At 62.4% G+C, this 17,509-nt stretch carries 19 protein-coding genes and 1 tRNA gene; 15 read left to right on the forward strand and 5 right to left on the reverse strand.

Annotation, left to right across the window (positions count from 1 at the left end):
• Window positions 1-74: 74 nt before the first annotated feature.
• The 6 genes from EPN80_RS13065 (at window position 75) to EPN80_RS13090 (ending at window position 5,065) form a co-directional block, all read left to right on the forward strand.
• Window positions 75-944, forward strand: coding sequence for a branched-chain amino acid ABC transporter permease (locus tag EPN80_RS13065; RefSeq protein WP_293027793.1), 870 nt, complete (start codon window positions 75-77; stop codon window positions 942-944).
• A 53-nt stretch (window positions 945-997) separates the two neighbouring features.
• Window positions 998-1,891 (forward strand): branched-chain amino acid ABC transporter permease, encoded by an 894-nt coding sequence (locus EPN80_RS13070; protein ID WP_293027853.1) that lies wholly within the window; start codon window positions 998-1,000, stop codon window positions 1,889-1,891.
• On the forward strand, window positions 1,888-2,637 hold the full coding sequence (locus tag EPN80_RS13075; protein ID WP_293027797.1) for an ABC transporter ATP-binding protein: 750 nt from the start codon (window positions 1,888-1,890) through the stop codon (window positions 2,635-2,637). Before EPN80_RS13070 ends, EPN80_RS13075 begins: the two co-directional genes overlap by 4 nt.
• The gene (locus EPN80_RS13080) at window positions 2,634-3,356 is read left to right on the forward strand and encodes an ABC transporter ATP-binding protein (RefSeq protein ID WP_293027800.1); all 723 of its coding nucleotides are present in this window, start codon (window positions 2,634-2,636) and stop codon (window positions 3,354-3,356) included. Before EPN80_RS13075 ends, EPN80_RS13080 begins: the two co-directional genes overlap by 4 nt.
• 85 nt (window positions 3,357-3,441) lie before the next feature.
• Window positions 3,442-4,656, forward strand: coding sequence for a chromate efflux transporter (gene chrA / locus EPN80_RS13085; RefSeq protein WP_293027802.1), 1,215 nt, complete (start codon window positions 3,442-3,444; stop codon window positions 4,654-4,656).
• Window positions 4,657-4,813: 157 nt separating this feature from the next.
• Window positions 4,814-5,065: a GlsB/YeaQ/YmgE family stress response membrane protein gene (locus tag EPN80_RS13090; RefSeq protein WP_293027805.1), complete on the forward strand. Its 252-nt coding sequence runs from the start codon at window positions 4,814-4,816 to the stop codon at window positions 5,063-5,065.
• Window positions 5,066-5,151: 86 nt separating this feature from the next.
• Here EPN80_RS13090 and EPN80_RS13095 read toward each other — a convergent pair whose 3' ends face one another.
• From EPN80_RS13095 to EPN80_RS13110, 4 genes are all read right to left on the reverse strand, one after another.
• Window positions 5,152-5,454 (reverse strand): PepSY domain-containing protein, encoded by a 303-nt coding sequence (locus EPN80_RS13095; protein ID WP_293027807.1) that lies wholly within the window; start codon window positions 5,452-5,454, stop codon window positions 5,152-5,154.
• A gap of 275 nt (window positions 5,455-5,729) precedes the next feature.
• Window positions 5,730-6,752, reverse strand: a complete 1,023-nt coding sequence (locus EPN80_RS13100; RefSeq protein ID WP_293027810.1) for an IS110 family transposase — start codon at window positions 6,750-6,752, stop codon at window positions 5,730-5,732.
• Between the two features lie 260 nt (window positions 6,753-7,012).
• Window positions 7,013-7,408 carry a PilZ domain-containing protein gene (locus tag EPN80_RS13105; RefSeq protein WP_293027812.1) on the reverse strand — a complete coding sequence of 132 codons (396 nt, stop codon included), beginning with the start codon at window positions 7,406-7,408 and terminating at the stop codon, window positions 7,013-7,015.
• A gap of 81 nt (window positions 7,409-7,489) precedes the next feature.
• Complete coding sequence (locus tag EPN80_RS13110) at window positions 7,490-8,401, reverse strand: LysR substrate-binding domain-containing protein (RefSeq protein WP_293027815.1); 912 nt, start codon at window positions 8,399-8,401, stop codon at window positions 7,490-7,492.
• 373 nt (window positions 8,402-8,774) lie between these two features.
• Between EPN80_RS13110 and EPN80_RS13115 the strand changes: the two genes are divergently transcribed.
• The 9 genes from EPN80_RS13115 to trmB all read left to right on the forward strand — a co-directional run bounded on the left by EPN80_RS13115 (window position 8,775) and on the right by trmB (window position 17,074).
• Window positions 8,775-9,626: a transporter substrate-binding domain-containing protein gene (locus tag EPN80_RS13115; protein WP_293027817.1), complete on the forward strand. Its 852-nt coding sequence runs from the start codon at window positions 8,775-8,777 to the stop codon at window positions 9,624-9,626.
• 70 nt (window positions 9,627-9,696) lie between these two features.
• Window positions 9,697-10,992, forward strand: a complete 1,296-nt coding sequence (locus EPN80_RS13120) for an FAD-binding oxidoreductase (RefSeq protein WP_293027820.1) — start codon at window positions 9,697-9,699, stop codon at window positions 10,990-10,992.
• A gap of 17 nt (window positions 10,993-11,009) precedes the next feature.
• Window positions 11,010-11,975, forward strand: coding sequence for an amino acid ABC transporter permease (locus EPN80_RS13125; protein WP_293027822.1), 966 nt, complete (start codon window positions 11,010-11,012; stop codon window positions 11,973-11,975).
• A 56-nt stretch (window positions 11,976-12,031) separates the two neighbouring features.
• The gene (locus EPN80_RS13130; protein ID WP_293027825.1) at window positions 12,032-12,781 is read left to right on the forward strand and encodes an amino acid ABC transporter ATP-binding protein; all 750 of its coding nucleotides are present in this window, start codon (window positions 12,032-12,034) and stop codon (window positions 12,779-12,781) included.
• Between the two features lie 228 nt (window positions 12,782-13,009).
• On the forward strand, window positions 13,010-13,801 hold the full coding sequence (locus tag EPN80_RS13135; RefSeq protein WP_293027834.1) for a glycosyltransferase family 25 protein: 792 nt from the start codon (window positions 13,010-13,012) through the stop codon (window positions 13,799-13,801).
• Between the two features lie 50 nt (window positions 13,802-13,851).
• A complete protein-coding gene (locus EPN80_RS13140; protein ID WP_293027836.1) occupies window positions 13,852-15,099 on the forward strand; it encodes an O-antigen ligase family protein in 1,248 nt (415 codons plus the stop codon).
• Between the two features lie 39 nt (window positions 15,100-15,138).
• Entirely contained in the window at window positions 15,139-16,065 is a 927-nt protein-coding gene (locus EPN80_RS13145; RefSeq protein ID WP_293027839.1) for a GGDEF domain-containing protein, read from the forward strand.
• Between the two features lie 106 nt (window positions 16,066-16,171).
• Window positions 16,172-16,245: transfer RNA gene (locus EPN80_RS13150), tRNA-Gly, on the forward strand.
• A gap of 46 nt (window positions 16,246-16,291) precedes the next feature.
• Window positions 16,292-17,074 carry a tRNA (guanosine(46)-N7)-methyltransferase TrmB gene (trmB, locus tag EPN80_RS13155; protein WP_293027841.1) on the forward strand — a complete coding sequence of 261 codons (783 nt, stop codon included), beginning with the start codon at window positions 16,292-16,294 and terminating at the stop codon, window positions 17,072-17,074.
• Between the two features lie 18 nt (window positions 17,075-17,092).
• Here the strand turns inward: trmB and EPN80_RS13160 are convergent, their stop codons facing one another.
• Entirely contained in the window at window positions 17,093-17,362 is a 270-nt protein-coding gene (locus EPN80_RS13160; RefSeq protein ID WP_293027844.1) for a YkgJ family cysteine cluster protein, read from the reverse strand.
• Between the last annotated feature and the right edge of the window lie 147 nt (window positions 17,363-17,509).

The following is a 17,509-nucleotide window of genomic DNA, read 5'->3' on the forward strand; positions in this document are numbered from 1 at the left end:
GCAATCGCCGAACCACAATCGGGGCCCGGGCGCCATGAACGCGCGGGCCGCCACCGGAATATATCGACGGTAGCATGACACAGCTCATTCTTTTCAATGTCTTCAACGGGGTGATCATCGGCGCGTTCTATGCGCTCATGGCACTGGGTCTTTCTCTCATCCTCAACCTCAGCGGCGTCATCAATTTCGCGCACGGCGGCTTTCTGGCGGTGGGCGCGTACCTGGCCTACACGATGATGCCCTACACGGGCTTCTGGCTCGCCCTGGTGATAGCGCCGTTGCTGACCGCCCTGCTGGGCCTGGCGGTCGAGCGCGTGCTGATTCGCCCGCTATATGGGCGCGATCCGCTGTACAGCCTGTTGCTCACCTTCGGGCTGGCGTTCATGCTGCAGGACGGCACGCGCTACACCTGGGGCCCGCAAACGCTGCCGTTCCAGGTCCCGCCGTCGCTCACCACGCCGTTGAGCGATACCTTCTTCTTCCTGACCGGCTATCGCCTGCTGATGATGGCGCTGGCGGTGGTGGCCGTGGCCGGCCTGTTCCTGATCCTGAACCGCACCCGCCTGGGCATGCGCATTCGCGCCGGTACCGCCGACCTCGATACGGTCTCGGTGCTGGGCGTGAATGTGCGCGTGCTGCGCAACCTGAATTTCGGACTCGGCATTTATCTGGCGGGGCTCGCGGGCATTCTGGCGGCGGGCCAGCTCGGACTGCAGCCAACCATCGGCGACTCGCTGATCATGCCCAGCTTCGTGGCCATCATCGTCGGCGGCCTGGGCAGCCTGCCCGGCACGCTGCTGGGCGGCATCCTGATCGGGGTGGCGTCGAGCGTGACCTCGGTGTTCTTCCCCTCGGCCACCGAGGCGGTGATGTACGTGATGATGGCGCTGGTGCTGCTGATCCGGCCGCGCGGCCTGTTGGGTGAAGAAGGGAGAGTGCAGTGAGCGAACAATACAAACGCGGCGGGCACCTTCTGGTGTGGGTGGCCCTGCTGACCATGCCGTTCTGGATCAACCTGATCGGCGGCTACACCGCGCTGGGCAGCCGTATCGTCGTGATGGGGTTGGCGGCGATGTCGCTGAATTTCCTGCTCGGCTATACCGGCGTGCTCTCGTTCGGCCATGCGGCATACTTCGGATTGGGCGCGTACGGGGTGGGCATGACCATCAAATACCTGGTGCCGAGCACCCCGCTGGGCATCGTCATCGGGATCGTCGTGGGCACCCTCGCCGCAGCCGTCATCGGGGCGCTGATCGTACGCCTGCGCGGGGTCTATTTCGCCATGGCGACGATCGCCTTCGGCCAGGTGTTCTACTTCATCGCGTTTCGCTGGAACTCGCTCACCGGCGGCGACGACGGCCTGTCGGGGTGGCACAGAATCCCGATCAATCTGGGTTTTCGCACGCTCGACATCGCAAGCAGCGAGACGACCTTCTATTACTTCGCGCTGGCCTGCTTCGCGGTGGCCGTGCTAATCATGGGCGCGCTGCTGCGCTCGCCGTTCGGCCGCACGCTGCTGGCGATTCGGGAAAACGAAAGACGGGCGCGCTTTCTTGGCATCCCGATCGAATTTCACATCTGGCTGTCTTTCGTGATTTCCTGCGTGTTCGTCAGCCTCGCCGGCACGCTCTATGCGCTGCTCAACAACTTCTCCGACCCGCACGGCCTGCACTGGAGCCAGTCGGGCGACTTCGTCATCATGGCGGTGCTCGGCGGCATGCGATCGTTCTGGGGTCCGCTGATCGGCGCGGCGATCTTCGTGTTCGTGCAGGACTTCATCTCGAGCCGCACCGAGAACTGGATGTCGTTCATCGGCCTGTTCTTTATCCTGATCGTGCTGTTCTTCCCGCGTGGCGTGCTGGGCATCATCCGCAGAAAGGCGAACTCATGAGCTTACTGGTCGTCGAGAACGTCTCTCGCTATTTCGGCAGCCTGCGGGCGGTCAATGAAGTTTCGCTGACGGTCGAGCCGGGCGAGCTGCGCGCGGTAATCGGCCCCAACGGCGCGGGCAAAACCACCTTCTTCAATCTGATCAGCGGTTTTTTTCCCCCGTCGTCGGGGCGCATCCTGTTCGACGGGCAAGACATCACTTCGATGGGCTCGCATCAGCGCGTCACCCTCGGCATGGCGCGCACGTTCCAGATCACGGAAATCTTTCCGGAGCTCACGGTACGCGATAACGTGCGCATTCCGGTCGAGGTCGAGGCCGGCTACCGGCTCAGCCCGTGGCAGTCGCGCGCGGCCCGGGCCCGCGTGCGCGAGCGTGTCGACGAATTGCTCGAAATGGGCGGTCTGACGGCCAAGGCGAATCATGTGGCGGGCGAATTGCCGCTGGGCGACCAGCGCTCGACCGAGATCGTCATGTCGCTGGCGCTCAAGCCGCGCCTGCTGCTGCTCGACGAGCCGACGGCCGGCATGGGCGACCAGGAAACCTATGACGTCACCCAGCTGATTCGCGACCTGAACCGGCGCCAGGGTCTGTCGATGGTGCTCATCGAGCACGATATGCGAGTGATCTTTCAGCTGGCCAAGCGCATCATGGTGCTGGCCGAGGGACAAGTGCTGGCCGAGGGCACGCCCGCCGACATCGCCGCCAACGAGGAAGTGCAAGCGGCCTATCTGGGGAAAGCGAAATGAATGTCCTGGAAGCCGAAGGCCTGCACACCTATTACGGCAAGAGCCACATCCTGCATGGCGTGTCCTTCCAGGTTGCCGAGGGCGAGATCGTCACGCTGCTGGGCCGCAATGGCGCCGGCAAGACCACCACGCTGCGCAGCCTGGTAGGCCTGACGCGCGCGCGCGAGGGCACGGTCAACATCCTGGGCACCAACACCACCGCACTGCCGCCGTTCCGGATTGCCGCGCTCGGCGTGGGCTACGTGCCGGAGGGGCGGCGCGTGTTCGGCAATCTGACCGTCGAAGAGAACCTGATGGTGCCGCTCGAGCGCCCCGGGCCGTGGAATATCGAACGCATCTATGGCCTGTTTCCGCGGCTCAAGGAACGGCGCATGAACAAAGGCCGGCAGCTCTCGGGCGGCGAGCAGGAAATGCTCGCCATCTCGCGCGCGCTGATGCTCAACCCCAAGATCCTGCTGCTCGACGAGCCCTCGCAAGGACTCGCGCCGCTGATCGTCCAGGAAGTGTTCGACGTCATCGTCGCGGTGCGTCGCGAAGGCATGTCGGTCCTGCTGGTCGAACAGAATGTGCGCGCCGCCGTGGAAATCGCCGACACCGCCTGTGTGCTCGACGACGGTCGTGTGGTGTACCAGGGCTCGGCCAAGGAGTTCGGCAGCGACGAGGCCCGCGTGCGTTCGCTCGCGGGCGCCAGCGTGGAGAACTGGGAGACCGAGCAATAGGCGGCGCAACGGGCTGCCGCATCACGCGCCGGCAGGGCCGGCTTCGGCTATCATTTGCGCGACCTCCTCCTCCCGGGCGCCGCCGATGCCGACCATCGAGACAGACCACGACACCACGCCGGAATCGACCTGGACGATCTTCCTGATATTCCTGCGCCTGGGGCTCACGTCGTTCGGCGGGCCGGTCGCCCACCTGGGTTATTTCCGTAATGAATTCGTTACCCGCCGCCGCTGGCTCGGCGAGCGCAGCTACGCCGATCTGGTAGCGCTGTGCCAGTTCCTGCCGGGGCCGGCGAGCAGTCAGGTCGGCATGGCACTGGGGCTGTCGCGTGGCGGGTTTCGGGGCGCCCTGGCGGCATGGACCGGCTTCACGCTGCCGTCGGCCATTCTCCTGTGCCTGTTTGCGCTGGGCATGTCGACCTGGGGCAGCGCCGTTCCCGCCAGCGTTCTGCATGGCTTGAAAATCGTCGCCGTCGCGGTGGTCGCACAAGCGGTATGGGGCATGGCGCGCAACCTGTGCACTGGCACGGCGCGCGTCACCATGGCGGCGATTGCCGCCTGCGTCGTGCTGTCGTGGCCCACCGCCTGGGCCCAGGTGGCCGTGATCGCGGTCGCTGCGGCAGTAGGCATGCGGCTCTTCAAGCCCTCCGAGGCGCCCGCGCACGACCCTCTGCCGATCGCCGTGGCGCGGCGCACCGGGTTCGCGCTGCTTACCGTGTTCTTCGTCTTGCTGATCGGCTTGCCGGTTGCCCTGGCGCTGTGGCCCAGCCAGCCGCTGGCGCTGTTCAACGCTTTCTACCGTGCCGGCGCACTCGTATTCGGCGGCGGCCACGTCGTACTGCCGCTGCTGCAGACCGCCGTCGTACCCACCGGCTGGGTGTCCAACGAGACATTTCTCGCCGGCTACGGCGCCGCGCAGGCCGTGCCCGGCCCGCTGTTCACCTTCTCGGCTTTCCTGGGCGCATCGATGCATGCGGCGCCCAACGACTGGGCCGGCGCCGCATTATGCCTGGTCGCCATCTTCGCGCCGTCGTTTCTGCTGGTGGCCGGCGCCCTGCCGTTCTGGGAGCGGTTGCGGCACAGCCTGCACACCCAGGCAGCGTTCGCCGGCGTGAACGCCGCGGTGGTCGGCCTGTTGCTGGCGGCGCTTTACCACCCGGTGTGGACCAGCGCAATCCACGGCCCGATGGATTTCGCGCTGGCGCTCGTCGCGCTCGTCGCGTTGATGTTCTGGCGCTTGCCGCCGTGGCTGGTGGTGCTCGGATGCGCCATCGCCAGCGGCCTGTTTGGCGGCATCTAGCATCGCCCGGTGAAATTGTTACTTTTTGTTAAATACCGATCGCCGCCATACTGCAAGTCATGTTTTCCGGTTAGTCTTTTTGTCGTACGCAGTACCCGGTTTTAGGGTGAACACGCCGTAACCGCATCATTGGGACAACGAGAAAAGGAGAATTGCCATGGAACACGGTTTCATTGCGTGGTTGATCATCGGCGCCATCGCCGGGTGGCTGGCCGGTATTCTGGTCAAGGGTGGCGGCTTCGGCCTGATCGTCGACATCATCGTCGGGATCGTCGGCGCCTTCATCGGCGGATGGCTCGCCAGCCTGCTCGGCATCAGCCTGGGCAGCGGGTTCATCGGCTCGATCATCATCGCGGTGATCGGCGCGGTCATCCTGCTGTTCGTCATTCGCCTCATCAAGCGGGCCTGAAAATATACGCCCGATGTGCAAACCGGCACCCGTGGTGCCGGTTTTCTTTTATTCGGACATCGACAAGGCAATTCCCGGGTTATCGATCAATCGGGATGGGGCCCTTCCGCCTTGTTTTCCAGCACCTGGCCGGTCTGCGCATCGACGCCAACCTCATAGGTTTTGGCGCCCGCCCTGATATCGAACGAGTAACGCAAGCCACTGCCGCCGGACTCCTTCTCCAACTCCTCGTCGGTTACCTTGCCTGGGCGCGCTTGCAGCGCGGTAGCGCGGGCATTGTCGAGGCTGACTTTGGCCTCATTTGCATACTGCTGCCCGGAGTATGCGTGGGCAGAAACCGCCAACGCCGACAAACTCGCCATCGCCAGCACGTATACCGTCTTTCTCATATCCATTGCTTATATGAACGCCGCCCGGCTTGCAAGGTGATGCCGCTATGATGCTCGACGAGGAATTGGCTGCAGGCTTATATCCGGCATGTTGCAGGCCGAGCCTGCCCGCCCTGATGGAATTCGCCAAGAACGACCTCATCTCCCACAGCGCGCTCGAAGCGCAGAGCAATGGTCAGGTTTACGTTCTTGCGGTCCAACCTGTCTTGCCATCATATCTTCACCTACCTTCGCAACCTTCCAGCGTGTTCTGCGGTAAAGCTATCGCCGTTTCTCTACGCGGGTTTTGCGCCCACATAGTCCTTCTGATAGGTGCCACCACGTGCCAACAGTGCCCAGGCGGTTCGCGCCATTTTGTTAGCCAGCGCGACGGCCGCCACGTTCGCTGGTCGGCGCTGCGCGATGTCTTCACACCACTTGCCCTTGTCTTTGGCTCTGAACAACACCATTCTTGCGCCGTGAATCAGCAGCGTACGCAGATACGTGTCGCCTCGCTTGCTGATTCCGCCCAGCCGTACCTTGCCGCCAGTGCCGCTCTGTCGCGGTACCAGACCAAGAAAGGCAGCCAGTTCACGCCCAGATTTGAATGCTGTCGGATCGCCAATCGTCGCCACCAGCGCTGTGGCAGTCAGCGGGCCGATACCCGGGATTTCCGCAACCGTCCGACAAGCTACTTCTTGACGCTGCCACGTTGCCAGCCGCTTCTCAAGTTTGCTGATCTCGCTATCGAGTTGCCCAATGTGTTGAAGCTGATCACGCAGTGCGTCGAACAGCACCCCCGGTACCGCTTGCTCGACTTCGTCGATCCTCTGACGGATCTCCGCCAGGCCGGCCCTTCGCCCCGCCTTGAAGGTCACACCAAACTCATACATCAGACCGCGCAGCTGGTTAATCTGCATGGTCCGCGACTTGACCAGCAGCGCTCGCATACGATGCAGTCCCAGCATGGCCTGTTGGTCTTCTGTCTTCGGCGCGACCTTGCGTGTGCCGGGTTGTTGCACAGCAGTCCAGATCGCTCGCGCATCGGCCGCGTCCGTCTTGTTGTTTTGCACGAACGGGCGAATGAACTTCGCATGCAACAGCACCACCTCATGGCCCAGTGCCTTGATTTTGCGTGCCCACCAATGCGCGCTCCCACACGCCTCCAAGGCAACGCGACCCGCCGACCGCTGGCCAAGAAACTCAATCAGCTCCTGCTTGCTAAACCGCCGGTTGACGATCTCGCCGCCTTCGCCTTCCACCCAGTACATCTGGAAAACGCGTTTTGCAATATCCAGGCCGTATGTCGTAGGATTCATTTGGTCCCTCCGTTCCTCAAGTGGTCGCAACAACTCCACTTTGGCACATCGATGCCGTTCGGTTCTGGAGGGACCCTTATGGCCAAAAAAGCTCGCTCCAGATTTCTGCGCCTGAATCTCCCCGGAGGGAGGGCGGCGTTCATACCATCTCCTTAACGTGAATGGCTTGAAAAAAAGCCATGCCGCCAGTGTGCGATGCGACACTTAGGTCACCGTTAGGAGAGGCGCCAGATCGATGCGACGCCGGTACGCGAGCCCGGCTAACTGCTCCGCGCAGCCAGCCGCTCGACCCATCCGCCCAGCACATGCTGGTGTTCGACGTCGATTTTCCGGATATGCGCGCCCAGCCGAAACCCGTCACGCGTGAGGATGCTGTTGCGGACCTCGGCATGGATCGGCGCTGCAAGCCGCTGGGCCATATCGTCCAGGCCACGCATGTGCAGCAACAGGCACACCCCCGTGCCGAGCGGGATCGTCTCGTCCGTGATGAAACTCAGTCCTTCCCTGGAGACGTCCCACACGCGCACGGGAATCTCCCTGTTCTCGAGACGAAGCGTGGCGTTCCATTTCACGCGAACGCGCGGCGCCGGCCGCGCGACCGCAAGACCCGGCGAGAGACTCAGTTTGTTGACAAGGCGCGATGCGTCAGAGGCCACTATGACAGTTCCCCGGATTATTGGATTTTTATATATATTTATGTGTATAACGAACTAAATATTATCTCACTTCACTATTTTTCACAAAGCCGCCAGGTCGCCCAGGCGTGCGACGCCGTGCAGCCAATTGCTGAAGACGTCCAGCGCCTCAACGTTGATCGGGTCGTCGTTGTAGGAAATGAAATAGCCGCATTCATTGCGAATGAAATGCGTGGACGGGACGGTCAGCCTATTGCTAGCCAATTCCGTGGGGATGAATATCTCCGGCACCAGGGCGACCCCCAGTCCGGACATCGCCGCGCTGGTCAACATGGTAAACAGCTCGAACCGGCAACCGCGCAACGGTTTGTAGACGTCGTCCAGGCCGGCGCTGGCAAACCACTGCGGCCATGCGTCCTCACGCGAGGACAGATGCAGCAGCGGCAATTGCGCAATCATTTCGACCGAGACGCCGCGTTTCGGGTTGACCAGTTCAGGATGACACACCGGGATCACTCGCCCTTCTGGCAACAGTTGCTCGCCGCGGGTTCCCTGCCACACGTCGCTGCCGTAATAGATCGCCGCATCGAATTGCGTGTTATTCAAAATAAATGGGTCGGATCGCGCGGTGATATTGACGTTGATGCCAGGATATTTACCCCTGAAGTCGCGCAGCTTGGGGATCAGCCACTGCGTGGCGAATGTCGCGCTGACGGCCAGATCGAGCGATGCGCCTTCCTCGCGCTGATCGATCAGATCGAGCGTATTGCGTTCGATGCGGTCGAGACATTTTTTGATTTTCAGCGCATAGCTCGAACCATAATGGGTCAGCTCGATTCTTTTCTTCACCCGCTTGAACAACACCACGCCCAAGCGGTGCTCGAGTCCGGTGATCTGCTTGCTGACCGCGCTTTGCGTCAGATGCAGCTCTTCGGCCGCGCGGGTCAGACTCTGATGCCTGGCGACGCACTCGAAGATCTCCAACGCCGTCAGACTCGGGATTGCCTTCCTCATCTATTGCCCTCCTTGACGCGAGCACTCGGCCAGACGCATCTGCCCTGCGGATCGAAGCGCCGCCGATTTTGGCCGGCTGCACAGATTCACTCGCCAGGCGCGCCGTGATCATTCCATAAATTCATAACAACGCAACCAAATCTCAGTTTTCCAGCACAACTTTTGTGATTAATCTCTGAAAACGGATTTTGGTGGCGGTTAAAGCAAAACGCAATAGACATTCGTCCAAAAGCGACTCAAGTCCGTCTCGATAAGGAAGGCCAGTCGTCGCGGCGATGAACGATCAACGCCCGCGGCTGCCTCGTCCGTCGTGTCAAGTCGAAAAGCGCGAGCAGGCGGCATCCCTGAAGCAGACTTTTACCGGAGACACCCTATGACAAAAAAATCGTTGACCAAATTTTTCGCTGGGCTTTTGCTCGGCGCCACCGTATCGCTTGGTGCGGCCGCAGCATTTGCCGGCACCACGCTGGATCGCGTCGAGACCAGCAAGCAGATCGTCATCGCGGTAAGCGCCAAGTGGCCGCCGCATGCTTTCCTCGACAGCCACCACCAGCTCGAAGGCTACGACATCGACGTCAGCAACGAGATCGCCAAGCGCCTTGGCGTGAAGGTCAAGTTCGACACACCGGATTTCAACCTGGTGACCGGTGGGCATTGGCACGGCCGCTGGGATCTGGCCGTATTTGGCATTACACCGACCATCGCACGGGCCCGGGTGCTGGATTTCCCGGCGATCTACTATTACAGCGCCTATGTCTTCGTCGTCCATAAGGATTCCACGGCCAAGACCCGCGAGGACCTCAAGAACGTCGTGTTCGGCGTCGAGGGCGGCACCACGGCGGACGACTATATGCATCATGCGCTGCAAATCGATGCCAAGAGCCTGCCGCCGTTCCACTATCTGGACTTCACGCCGACCCTGAGAACCTACAAGACCTCGCTGCTGCCGTTCGAGGATCTGCGCCTGGGTAACAACGTGCGCCTGGGCGCGATCATCGCCGAGAAGGAAACCGCGATGGCGGCCATCAAGCATGGTTATCCGGTCAAGATCATTCCCAACGACATCGCGTATTGGGAGCCGGTGGGCATCGCCGCCGACAAGGGCGACCCTGCGTTCGATCAGAAAATCGCCTCGATCATCGCCGACATGAAAAAGGACGGCACGCTGAAGAAGATCAGCGAGAAATGGTTCGGCGCGGATTACACCACCATCAACGCCAACTAGACGCCCGGCAAACGTTGCCGGCTTCGGCCAACCCCTGAACGGCGGGGAGACATCCCCGCCTGCACACAACGTGCCTGAATACTCCGATAACTATTACACCCAAACCGCTTCTTCGACCGCCCGGTACCCTAGCCTCGCCCGGGCCGAGGAAGCCGACGTATGCGTGGTCGGCGCCGGGCTCGCGGGCCTGACGGCGGCGCTGACGCTGGCCCGCGCCGGCAAGCGGGTAATCCTGCTCGACGCCGAGAGAATTGCGTGGGGAGCATCGGGCCGCAACGGCGGGGTCGTGAGCCCGGGCTATGCGACCAGTTTCGATGCGATCGCAAAACGGGCCGGAGACGAAGCCGCCAGGCAGCTGCACCGGCTTTCGATCGAAGGCGTCGAGATCGTCAGAAATAACATCGGCCGGCTGGGCATCCAGGGCGCGGATCCGATCAACGGAGTGCTGCGGGTCGGGCGCTTCGACAACTCGGACGAAGTCAGAAAATACATCGCCTGGGTCGAGCGCACGTTCGACTATCCGCTGCAATTTCACCCCAAGGACGAAATTCGCGCGCTGCTGGCGTCCAGGAAATACTTCAACGCGATCTACAACCCCGGCGCGTTTCATTTCCATCCGCTTAACTACGCGATCGGGCTGGCGCAGGAATTCACCCGGCTGGGTGGCCTGATCTTCGAGGACTCGCGCGCGCTCGGCATCGAGCACAGGGCAACCGTCAAGCAGGTGACGACCCGGGCAGGCTCGGTGCGCGCCAAAGACGTGTTGATCGCCTGCGGCGGCTATACCGATCGGCTCGTTCCCGCGCTGGCGCGCAGCTATATACCGATCCTGACCTACATGGTGGTCTCGCGGCCGGCCCAGGCGCTGCTCGCCACCGCGATTCGAACGCGCGCCTCGATTGGAGACAGCCGCCGCTCGAGCGACTACTACCGGCTCGTCGACGGCGGCCGGCGCCTGTTGTGGGGCGGCATGATCACCACCCGCCAGGCCGAGCCTGCCCAACTGGGCGCCCTGCTCAAGCAGCGCATTGTCGATACGTATCCGCAGTTGGCCGAGCTCGAGATCGAGCGCGCGTGGTCCGGCCGCATGGCCTACGCCCGGCATCTGATGCCGCAAATCGGCACACTGGGCGGCGGCCTGTGGTACTGCACGAGCTTCGGCGGCCATGGCATGAATACCACCGCTATCGGCGGCACCGTCATTGCCGAGGCGATGCTCGGCGCCTCGGCACGCTATAAGCTTTTCAGCCCATTCGGGCTGACCTGGACCGGCGGGCCATTGGGCGCCGCGGCGGTGCAATTGACCTACTGGCGCTACCAGCTCAACGACTTTCTGCAAGAGCGCAAATCGCGGGTCCACGATTAGGGTTGGAGAATCGAGTTATGCCGCTGACCAATCAAAAGAAATACAAGGGATCGACGACCGGTCTCGTTCTGCTCGTTCTGGCGCTTTTAGTCGGCACTTATTATTATTTCCTGTTTGCCGACGACGGCTGGCTGATGCGCCTGATCACCGCGCACGTTACGGGAAAGCCGCAGACCATCTCGTATCTGCACGGCGCCCGATGGGCCGCGGGCGTTGCCCTGTTCGTCGTCAACTATTGGCTACTCGGAAAGACGCCCAAGCAGTTGCAGATCTGCGTGACGGCGGTCGAACTGTTCCTGCTGCTCGCGCTGTTCATGACGACATTCCGCCTGAGCCCGAAATTCATCGAGGCGAATGTCGGTTACCTGATTACCCAGGGCGCGTTCACGACGCTCTACGTCTCGGCGATCTCGATCGTCATCGCCTTTTGCATCGCCCTGGTCACGGCCATTGCCCGGCTCTCGTCGAGCGGCGTGGCGGTCGGCATCGCGCGTTTCTATACGTCGTTCTTTCGCGGGATTCCGCTGCTCATACAGATCTTCATTCTGTATATGGGCTTTCCCGAGCTTGGCTTCGTGATCAACCCGATACCGGCCGGCATCGCCGCACTGTCGCTGTGCTACGGCGCCTATATGAGCGAAGTGTTCCGCGCCGGCATCCAAAGCATTCCGCCCGGCCAGTGGGAAGCTTCGCGCGCACTGGGTCTTCACAAACGCAAAATCATGCGGCTGGTGATTCTGCCGCAGGCGCTGAAGATCATCATTCCGCCCACCGGCAATCACTTCATCGCCATGCTCAAGGACAGCTCGCTGGTCTCCGTGGTGGGGGTATGGGAGTTGACCTACGTCGCCAGCACGGTGGGCAATCGCGACTTCCGCAACATGGAGATGCTGATCACGGCGGCGGCCATCTACTGGCTGATGTCGATCGGCCTGGAAGTCGTGCAGGGCCGGATCGAGCGCCGCTACAGCCGCGCTGCCTGAACGGGTCCGCTCGCATGGCAGCGAGCGAACCGCCTGGTCATCAAGGGGATATGCAAATGCAGGGCGAGATCAAGTATGCGATCACGATGGAAAACGTGAACAAATGGTTCGGCAAGCATCATGTGCTCAAGGACATCAACCTCAGCATCAGAGACCAGGAGAAAGTCGTCATTTGCGGGCCGTCGGGCTCGGGCAAGTCCACCATGATCCGCTGCATCAACGGCCTCGAGGAACACCAGCAGGGCAAGATCGTGGTCGGCGGTGTCGAACTGTCGGACGAGCTGAATTCGCTGGACCACGTGCGCGGCAACGCCGGCATGGTGTTTCAGTCGTTCAATCTGTTCCCGCACATGACCATTCTGGACAATTGCACGCTCGCGCCCATCCATGTGCGCGGCATGAAGAAGCAACAAGCCGAGGAGCTCGCCATGAGCCTCATGGCACGCGTGAAAATCCAGGATCAGGCCCATAAATACCCGGCCCAGCTATCCGGCGGGCAGCAGCAGCGCGTGGCGATCGCCAGGGCACTGTGCATGCAGCCCAAAATCATGCTGTTCGACGAACCGACCTCGGCCCTGGATCCGGAGATGGTCAAGGAAGTGCTGGATACGATGATCGAACTGACCGAACTGGGCATGACCATGCTGTGCGTGACGCACGAAATGAACTTCGCCAAGCAGATCGCCGATCGGGTCGTATTCATGGATAACGGTTCAATCGTCGAAGCGGGCACCCCGAGCGAGATTTTCGAGGCGCCGCGCACCGACCGGCTCAGGACGTTTCTGAGCCAGATACTTCATCACTAGGGGCGACCGGGCAGCTGCGGTGGTCGCCCTCGGGCGCGAGCGCGCTTCGATTGTCGAGGCGGGCGCCCCGCCCCGGCCTGCCAGGTTGACGGCACGTCCTCTTGCGGCCGCGCCTGGCGGCGGCCATCGTATAATGCCGACGCGCCAGGACGGCTGGCCCGCATCGCGCCCTTGGCGCGACCGCATGATGCTTGCGGCCCAACCACGCTTTTTCGACCAACCACAGACATGCTCGCTTCGGATCCGCCCCCGCTTACCCCCGGCGACACGCTGCCGGTGCCAGGTCTCGACGGCATTTACGTGCTGAGCGTCAAGTCGTTTGCCGACCGCATCGCGCATATCCGCAGGGAGCTGGGCGCCCAGCGCCTGGACTTCGAGTTCGTGTTCGACCACGATGCAGCGGAATTGGAACCGACCGTATTGGCACGCCAGTTTCCGCCAGACACCCAGCTCTCGCGCGCGCATTGCTCGCTGGTGCTCAAGCATGCCGAAGCCTGGCGTCGCGCATTATCGCGCGGACAGCGAACGATCCTCGTGCTGGAAGACGACGTGCTGCTTAACCGGAATTTTCGCGTCGGGCTGGCCACCGCACTGGCGGCTGGGCGCGAGCTGCGCGACGGCTGGCTGATTTTCCTGGGCGGCGCCGACACCAAGGTGCCGGATGCCTTCTTTCTGTCGGAAACGCCGCTTTTCCCGTTACCGCTGCCGACCGCCGAGGGCTACCTCACCGACGCCGCAGCGATGGCGCGCCGCGTTGCCTGGCTCGATGCCAACCAGGCCGACCTGCCGGCCGATCACCTGATCAACCAGATCGACGAGGCTTGCGGTATCCCGCAATATTGGCTGCGCTCCCCGGTGGTCGAGCAGGGGAGTGTTTTCGGGCTGTTCACCAGCAAACTGGATCGCAACCGCCTGAAACACTCGACCGTCTATAATTGGCTGCGCTATCACTGGAACAAGATTCGTCGGCGGCGATTGCGCGGCTGCTGGGTCAAGCTGCGCGCGCGTCTGGGCGGCTAGACCGGCATGCGCGGCCCGGCACATTTCATCAATCCTCACACTCATCCATCATGCAACAACCGAGTTTGCCCTGGTATCGGGACGCAGTGACGACCGCCCGCGGCCTGCTGATTGCCCAACTGGTTTTCCTGATGTTCTCGCCGCCGCTGACCAATATCGCGGAAGGTCTGCTCTACCTGCTGGTGCTGCTGTCCCCAACACTTCGGCAACGCGTGAAGGCGGCACTGAGGCAACCGATGGTCATGGGCCTTGGCCTGTTCGCGGCGTTCCTGATCATCGGCATGTTCTATGGCAACGCGCCCCGGGCCGAAGCGTGGAGCATGCTCACCGGCTGGCGCCGCCTGCTGATGCTGCCGATCGCCTGCGCGGTGTTCGACGACGAGCAATCGAAACGGCGCCTGCTGATGACGTTCATCGCCGTGGCGGTGGCGTGCGCGGTCGTCTCGTTCGCGCTCTTTTTTGCGCATCGGCCGATCTATCACTATGAATTGGGCATTACGGTACGCAATCACGCCACGCAGGGCCTGCTGTTTTCGGTTGCGGCATTCGCCGCGGCGATCCTGCTGCGAGCAGAGCTGCGCGCAGGGGTTGCGTCTCGCCGTGGCGTACAGGCAGCATTGCTCGCAAGTGTCTTCCTTTTGGTAGTCAATACGGTGTTTGTCACGAGCGGGCGCAGTGGCTACCTCGCTTTGATGGTTCTATTTGCCGTCTATCTACTGACTCTTCCCGGCCTTGGCGGGCGCATGCTGGCCCCGCGCCGGCTCGTTTTGGTGGCCGTGGGTGTCGCGGTAGCCACCGCCGCGCTATTTATGTCCCCCATCGCACGCGAGCGAATCGATCAAGGTTTCCACGAAGCCGATACTTATCAAGATGCCAGCCATTTGACCTCGATCGGCATTCGCATCGTGTTCCTCAAGCATACCCTGGCTATCATTCGCGCTAATCCGTGGTTCGGCGTCGGCACCGGCGGTTTTCGCGTGGCCTACCAGCAACAGGTCGCGGGCAAGCAAGGCTGGGAAGCCGTGGGAACGAACGATCCGCACAATCAGTTCCTGAAAATCGCAGCAGAGCAGGGGCTGCTCGGGCTAGCCGCGTTCCTCACGTTCCTCGCGTCGGCGTTCCGCCAACGCGTCGATTCGACGTTCCGCACGCTGGGGCTCGGGGTACTGTGCGCTTGGTGCGCGAGCAGTCTCTTCAGCTCGCACTTCTCGACGTTTTCGGAAGGGCGCTTTATCTTTATTTGGCTTGGCGTCACCCTGGCGCTACCCTTATTGCGGCGCGACAGAGCGAACGAGTAAGGCGCCCCGTTAAAACATAAAAACAGCGAGGGAGACACATTGAACATCACGTCGAGTTTGGACGAGACTGCAGCGCTACGGCTGCTCGAAAGTCTCCATGACGGCGGGCTTTTCATTGCCCTCTACGATCAAGACGACGTGATTCGATACGCGAACGTCGCTTTTCGCAATGCGTTCATGCGAGAGCAGCCCGATCCGATCGATTTCGCAACGCTGCTGCGCAGCAATCACAGCGCCGGAACCGGCGCCAGCGTCGGCGCCATCGATATCGAAACCTACATTCGCCGAGCTCTCACGCGACGTCGATCGCGCCCGTATTGCGCGTTTCAGCTCGATTTGATCGACGGCCGGCGATTGTGGCTGACGGAGACCTTGCTGCCCGACGGCTGGCTGCTGTGCGTGGCCACCGACATCACCGTTCTCAAGCAAAGCGAAGCAGCGCTTCGCAATGCGCGTGACGTCGCACTCAAGGCCTCGCAAACCGATTATCTGACCAAGCTGCCCAATCGGCGCTATGGCTTTCAGTTCCTCAAGCGGGCGTTGGATAACGCGCATGTCTATCGGGAGCCGCTAACGATTGCGCTGCTCGACCTCGATCATTTCAGACGCATCAACGAGCAACATGGCCATGAGGCGGGCGACGCCGCGCTGCGCAAATTCGCCGACATGTGCCGCGCCGAGTTGCGTGCCGGCGATACCGTCGCCCGTGTCGGCGGCGAGGAGTTCGTGATTATCTGGCCCCATACACCGCTGGAGTTCGCCCTCGAGATCCTGCGCCGGCTCCATCGCGCGCCGCTGCATGTTCGCCACGATGCGCGCCAGCTGGATTTCTCGTTCACTTTTTCCGCGGGCATCGCACAAGCCCTGCCGGAAGACACGCTGCGTTCCCTTTTGGTGCGTGCCGACAAGTCGCTTTATGCGGCCAAAGCCAGCGGCCGCCACGCGATTGAGGTCTCGGCCGGCTAAGGAGCCGCTTCGGTGCGGATCGCATCGGGGTCGGCGCAAAACACCTCCACCGGCCCTTCATCCGCCCGCACAAGCTATGCTAAAATCCCGTCCTCAGCGCTTCAAAGCGGGCGTCGTATAATGGTAATACCCTAGCTTCCCAAGCTAGAGCCGTGGGTTCGATTCCCATCGCCCGCTCCACCAGCCCCATCGCAATCAGCCGTCTATTGGACGGCTTTTTATTTTCATGACCAACTCACAACCGCCCCTGCCGCACGAGGAGGAGGACGAGGACGATGACGCGTCCGTTCGCGACGACGGCGCGGCATCCGTTGAATCCGCCGGGGCCGAGGTCGCCCACCCACGCCGGATTCGCAGTTTCGTGCGGCGCGCGGGCCGCACCTCCGACGCGCAACGACGGGCTTTCGAAACACAGGGGCCGCGCTTTCTGTTGCCATATGCGGCCGCGCCACTCGATTGGGCCGCGGTGTTCGGCCGCGCGGCGCCGCGGATTCTGGAGATCGGCTGCGGCATGGGCGAGACCACGGCCCATATCGCCGGGCTGCGCCCGGGCGACGATTTCCTCGGTGTGGAAGTGCACGAACCCGGGGTCGGCGCGCTACTGAAGCGCATCGGCGAACAGTCGCTGACCAATCTGCGCGTCATCCAGCATGACGCGGTCGAGGTGGTCGAGCATATGCTGGCGCCGGCCAGCCTGGATGGCGTGCACATCTTTTTCCCCGACCCATGGCACAAGAAGCGTCATCACAAGCGGCGCCTGATTCAGGCGCCGTTCGTCGCGCTGCTGGCCTCGCGCCTGAAGCCGGGCGGCTATCTGCACTGCGCGACCGACTGGCAGGAATACGCCGAACAGATGCTGGAAGTGCTGAGCGCGGAACCCGCCTTGCAAAACACCGCGGCAGGCTACGCCGAGCGCCCCGCCTACCGCCCGGTGACCAAGTTCGAGCAGCGCGGCGTGCGGCTCGGGCACGGCGTGTGGGATCTGGTGTTTCGCAAACGCGCTGACTGACCCGCCCGGCCGGGCGCCTCAAGCACCGTCGTCGTGCGGCCGGGTTTCGGCCTCGAGCCGCGCGAGCCACGTCAATGCGTGCGCGCGCGTCTGGCCGCACATGGCGGGCTCGGGTTGCAGGCCGCCACAGCACTGGGGCCGCTCGGGCCGCCCAAAAATGGCGCAGCGCATGTCGTCGGTTAGTTGGACGCAGCGCACGCCGGCGGGCTTGCCGTTGGGCATGCCCGGAATCGCAGAGGTGATGGAAGGCGCGATGCAGCATGCACCGCAACCAGGGCGGCAGACCATGGCTCGCTCGGGTCGCGCGGATTCCCGCGGAGCAATCGTCAAGAGTGGTGTATGCGGGTCGGTCGACATGATCAGGCGGCCAGCGCTTGAGGAGCCGGTGTGCTTTCAATCACCGGCGTTCCGTCCTCGAAGGGAATGCCCTTCAGA

This window comes from Pandoraea sp. (genome assembly GCF_004297875.1).
Classification (GTDB): Bacteria; Pseudomonadota; Gammaproteobacteria; order Burkholderiales; family Burkholderiaceae; genus Pandoraea.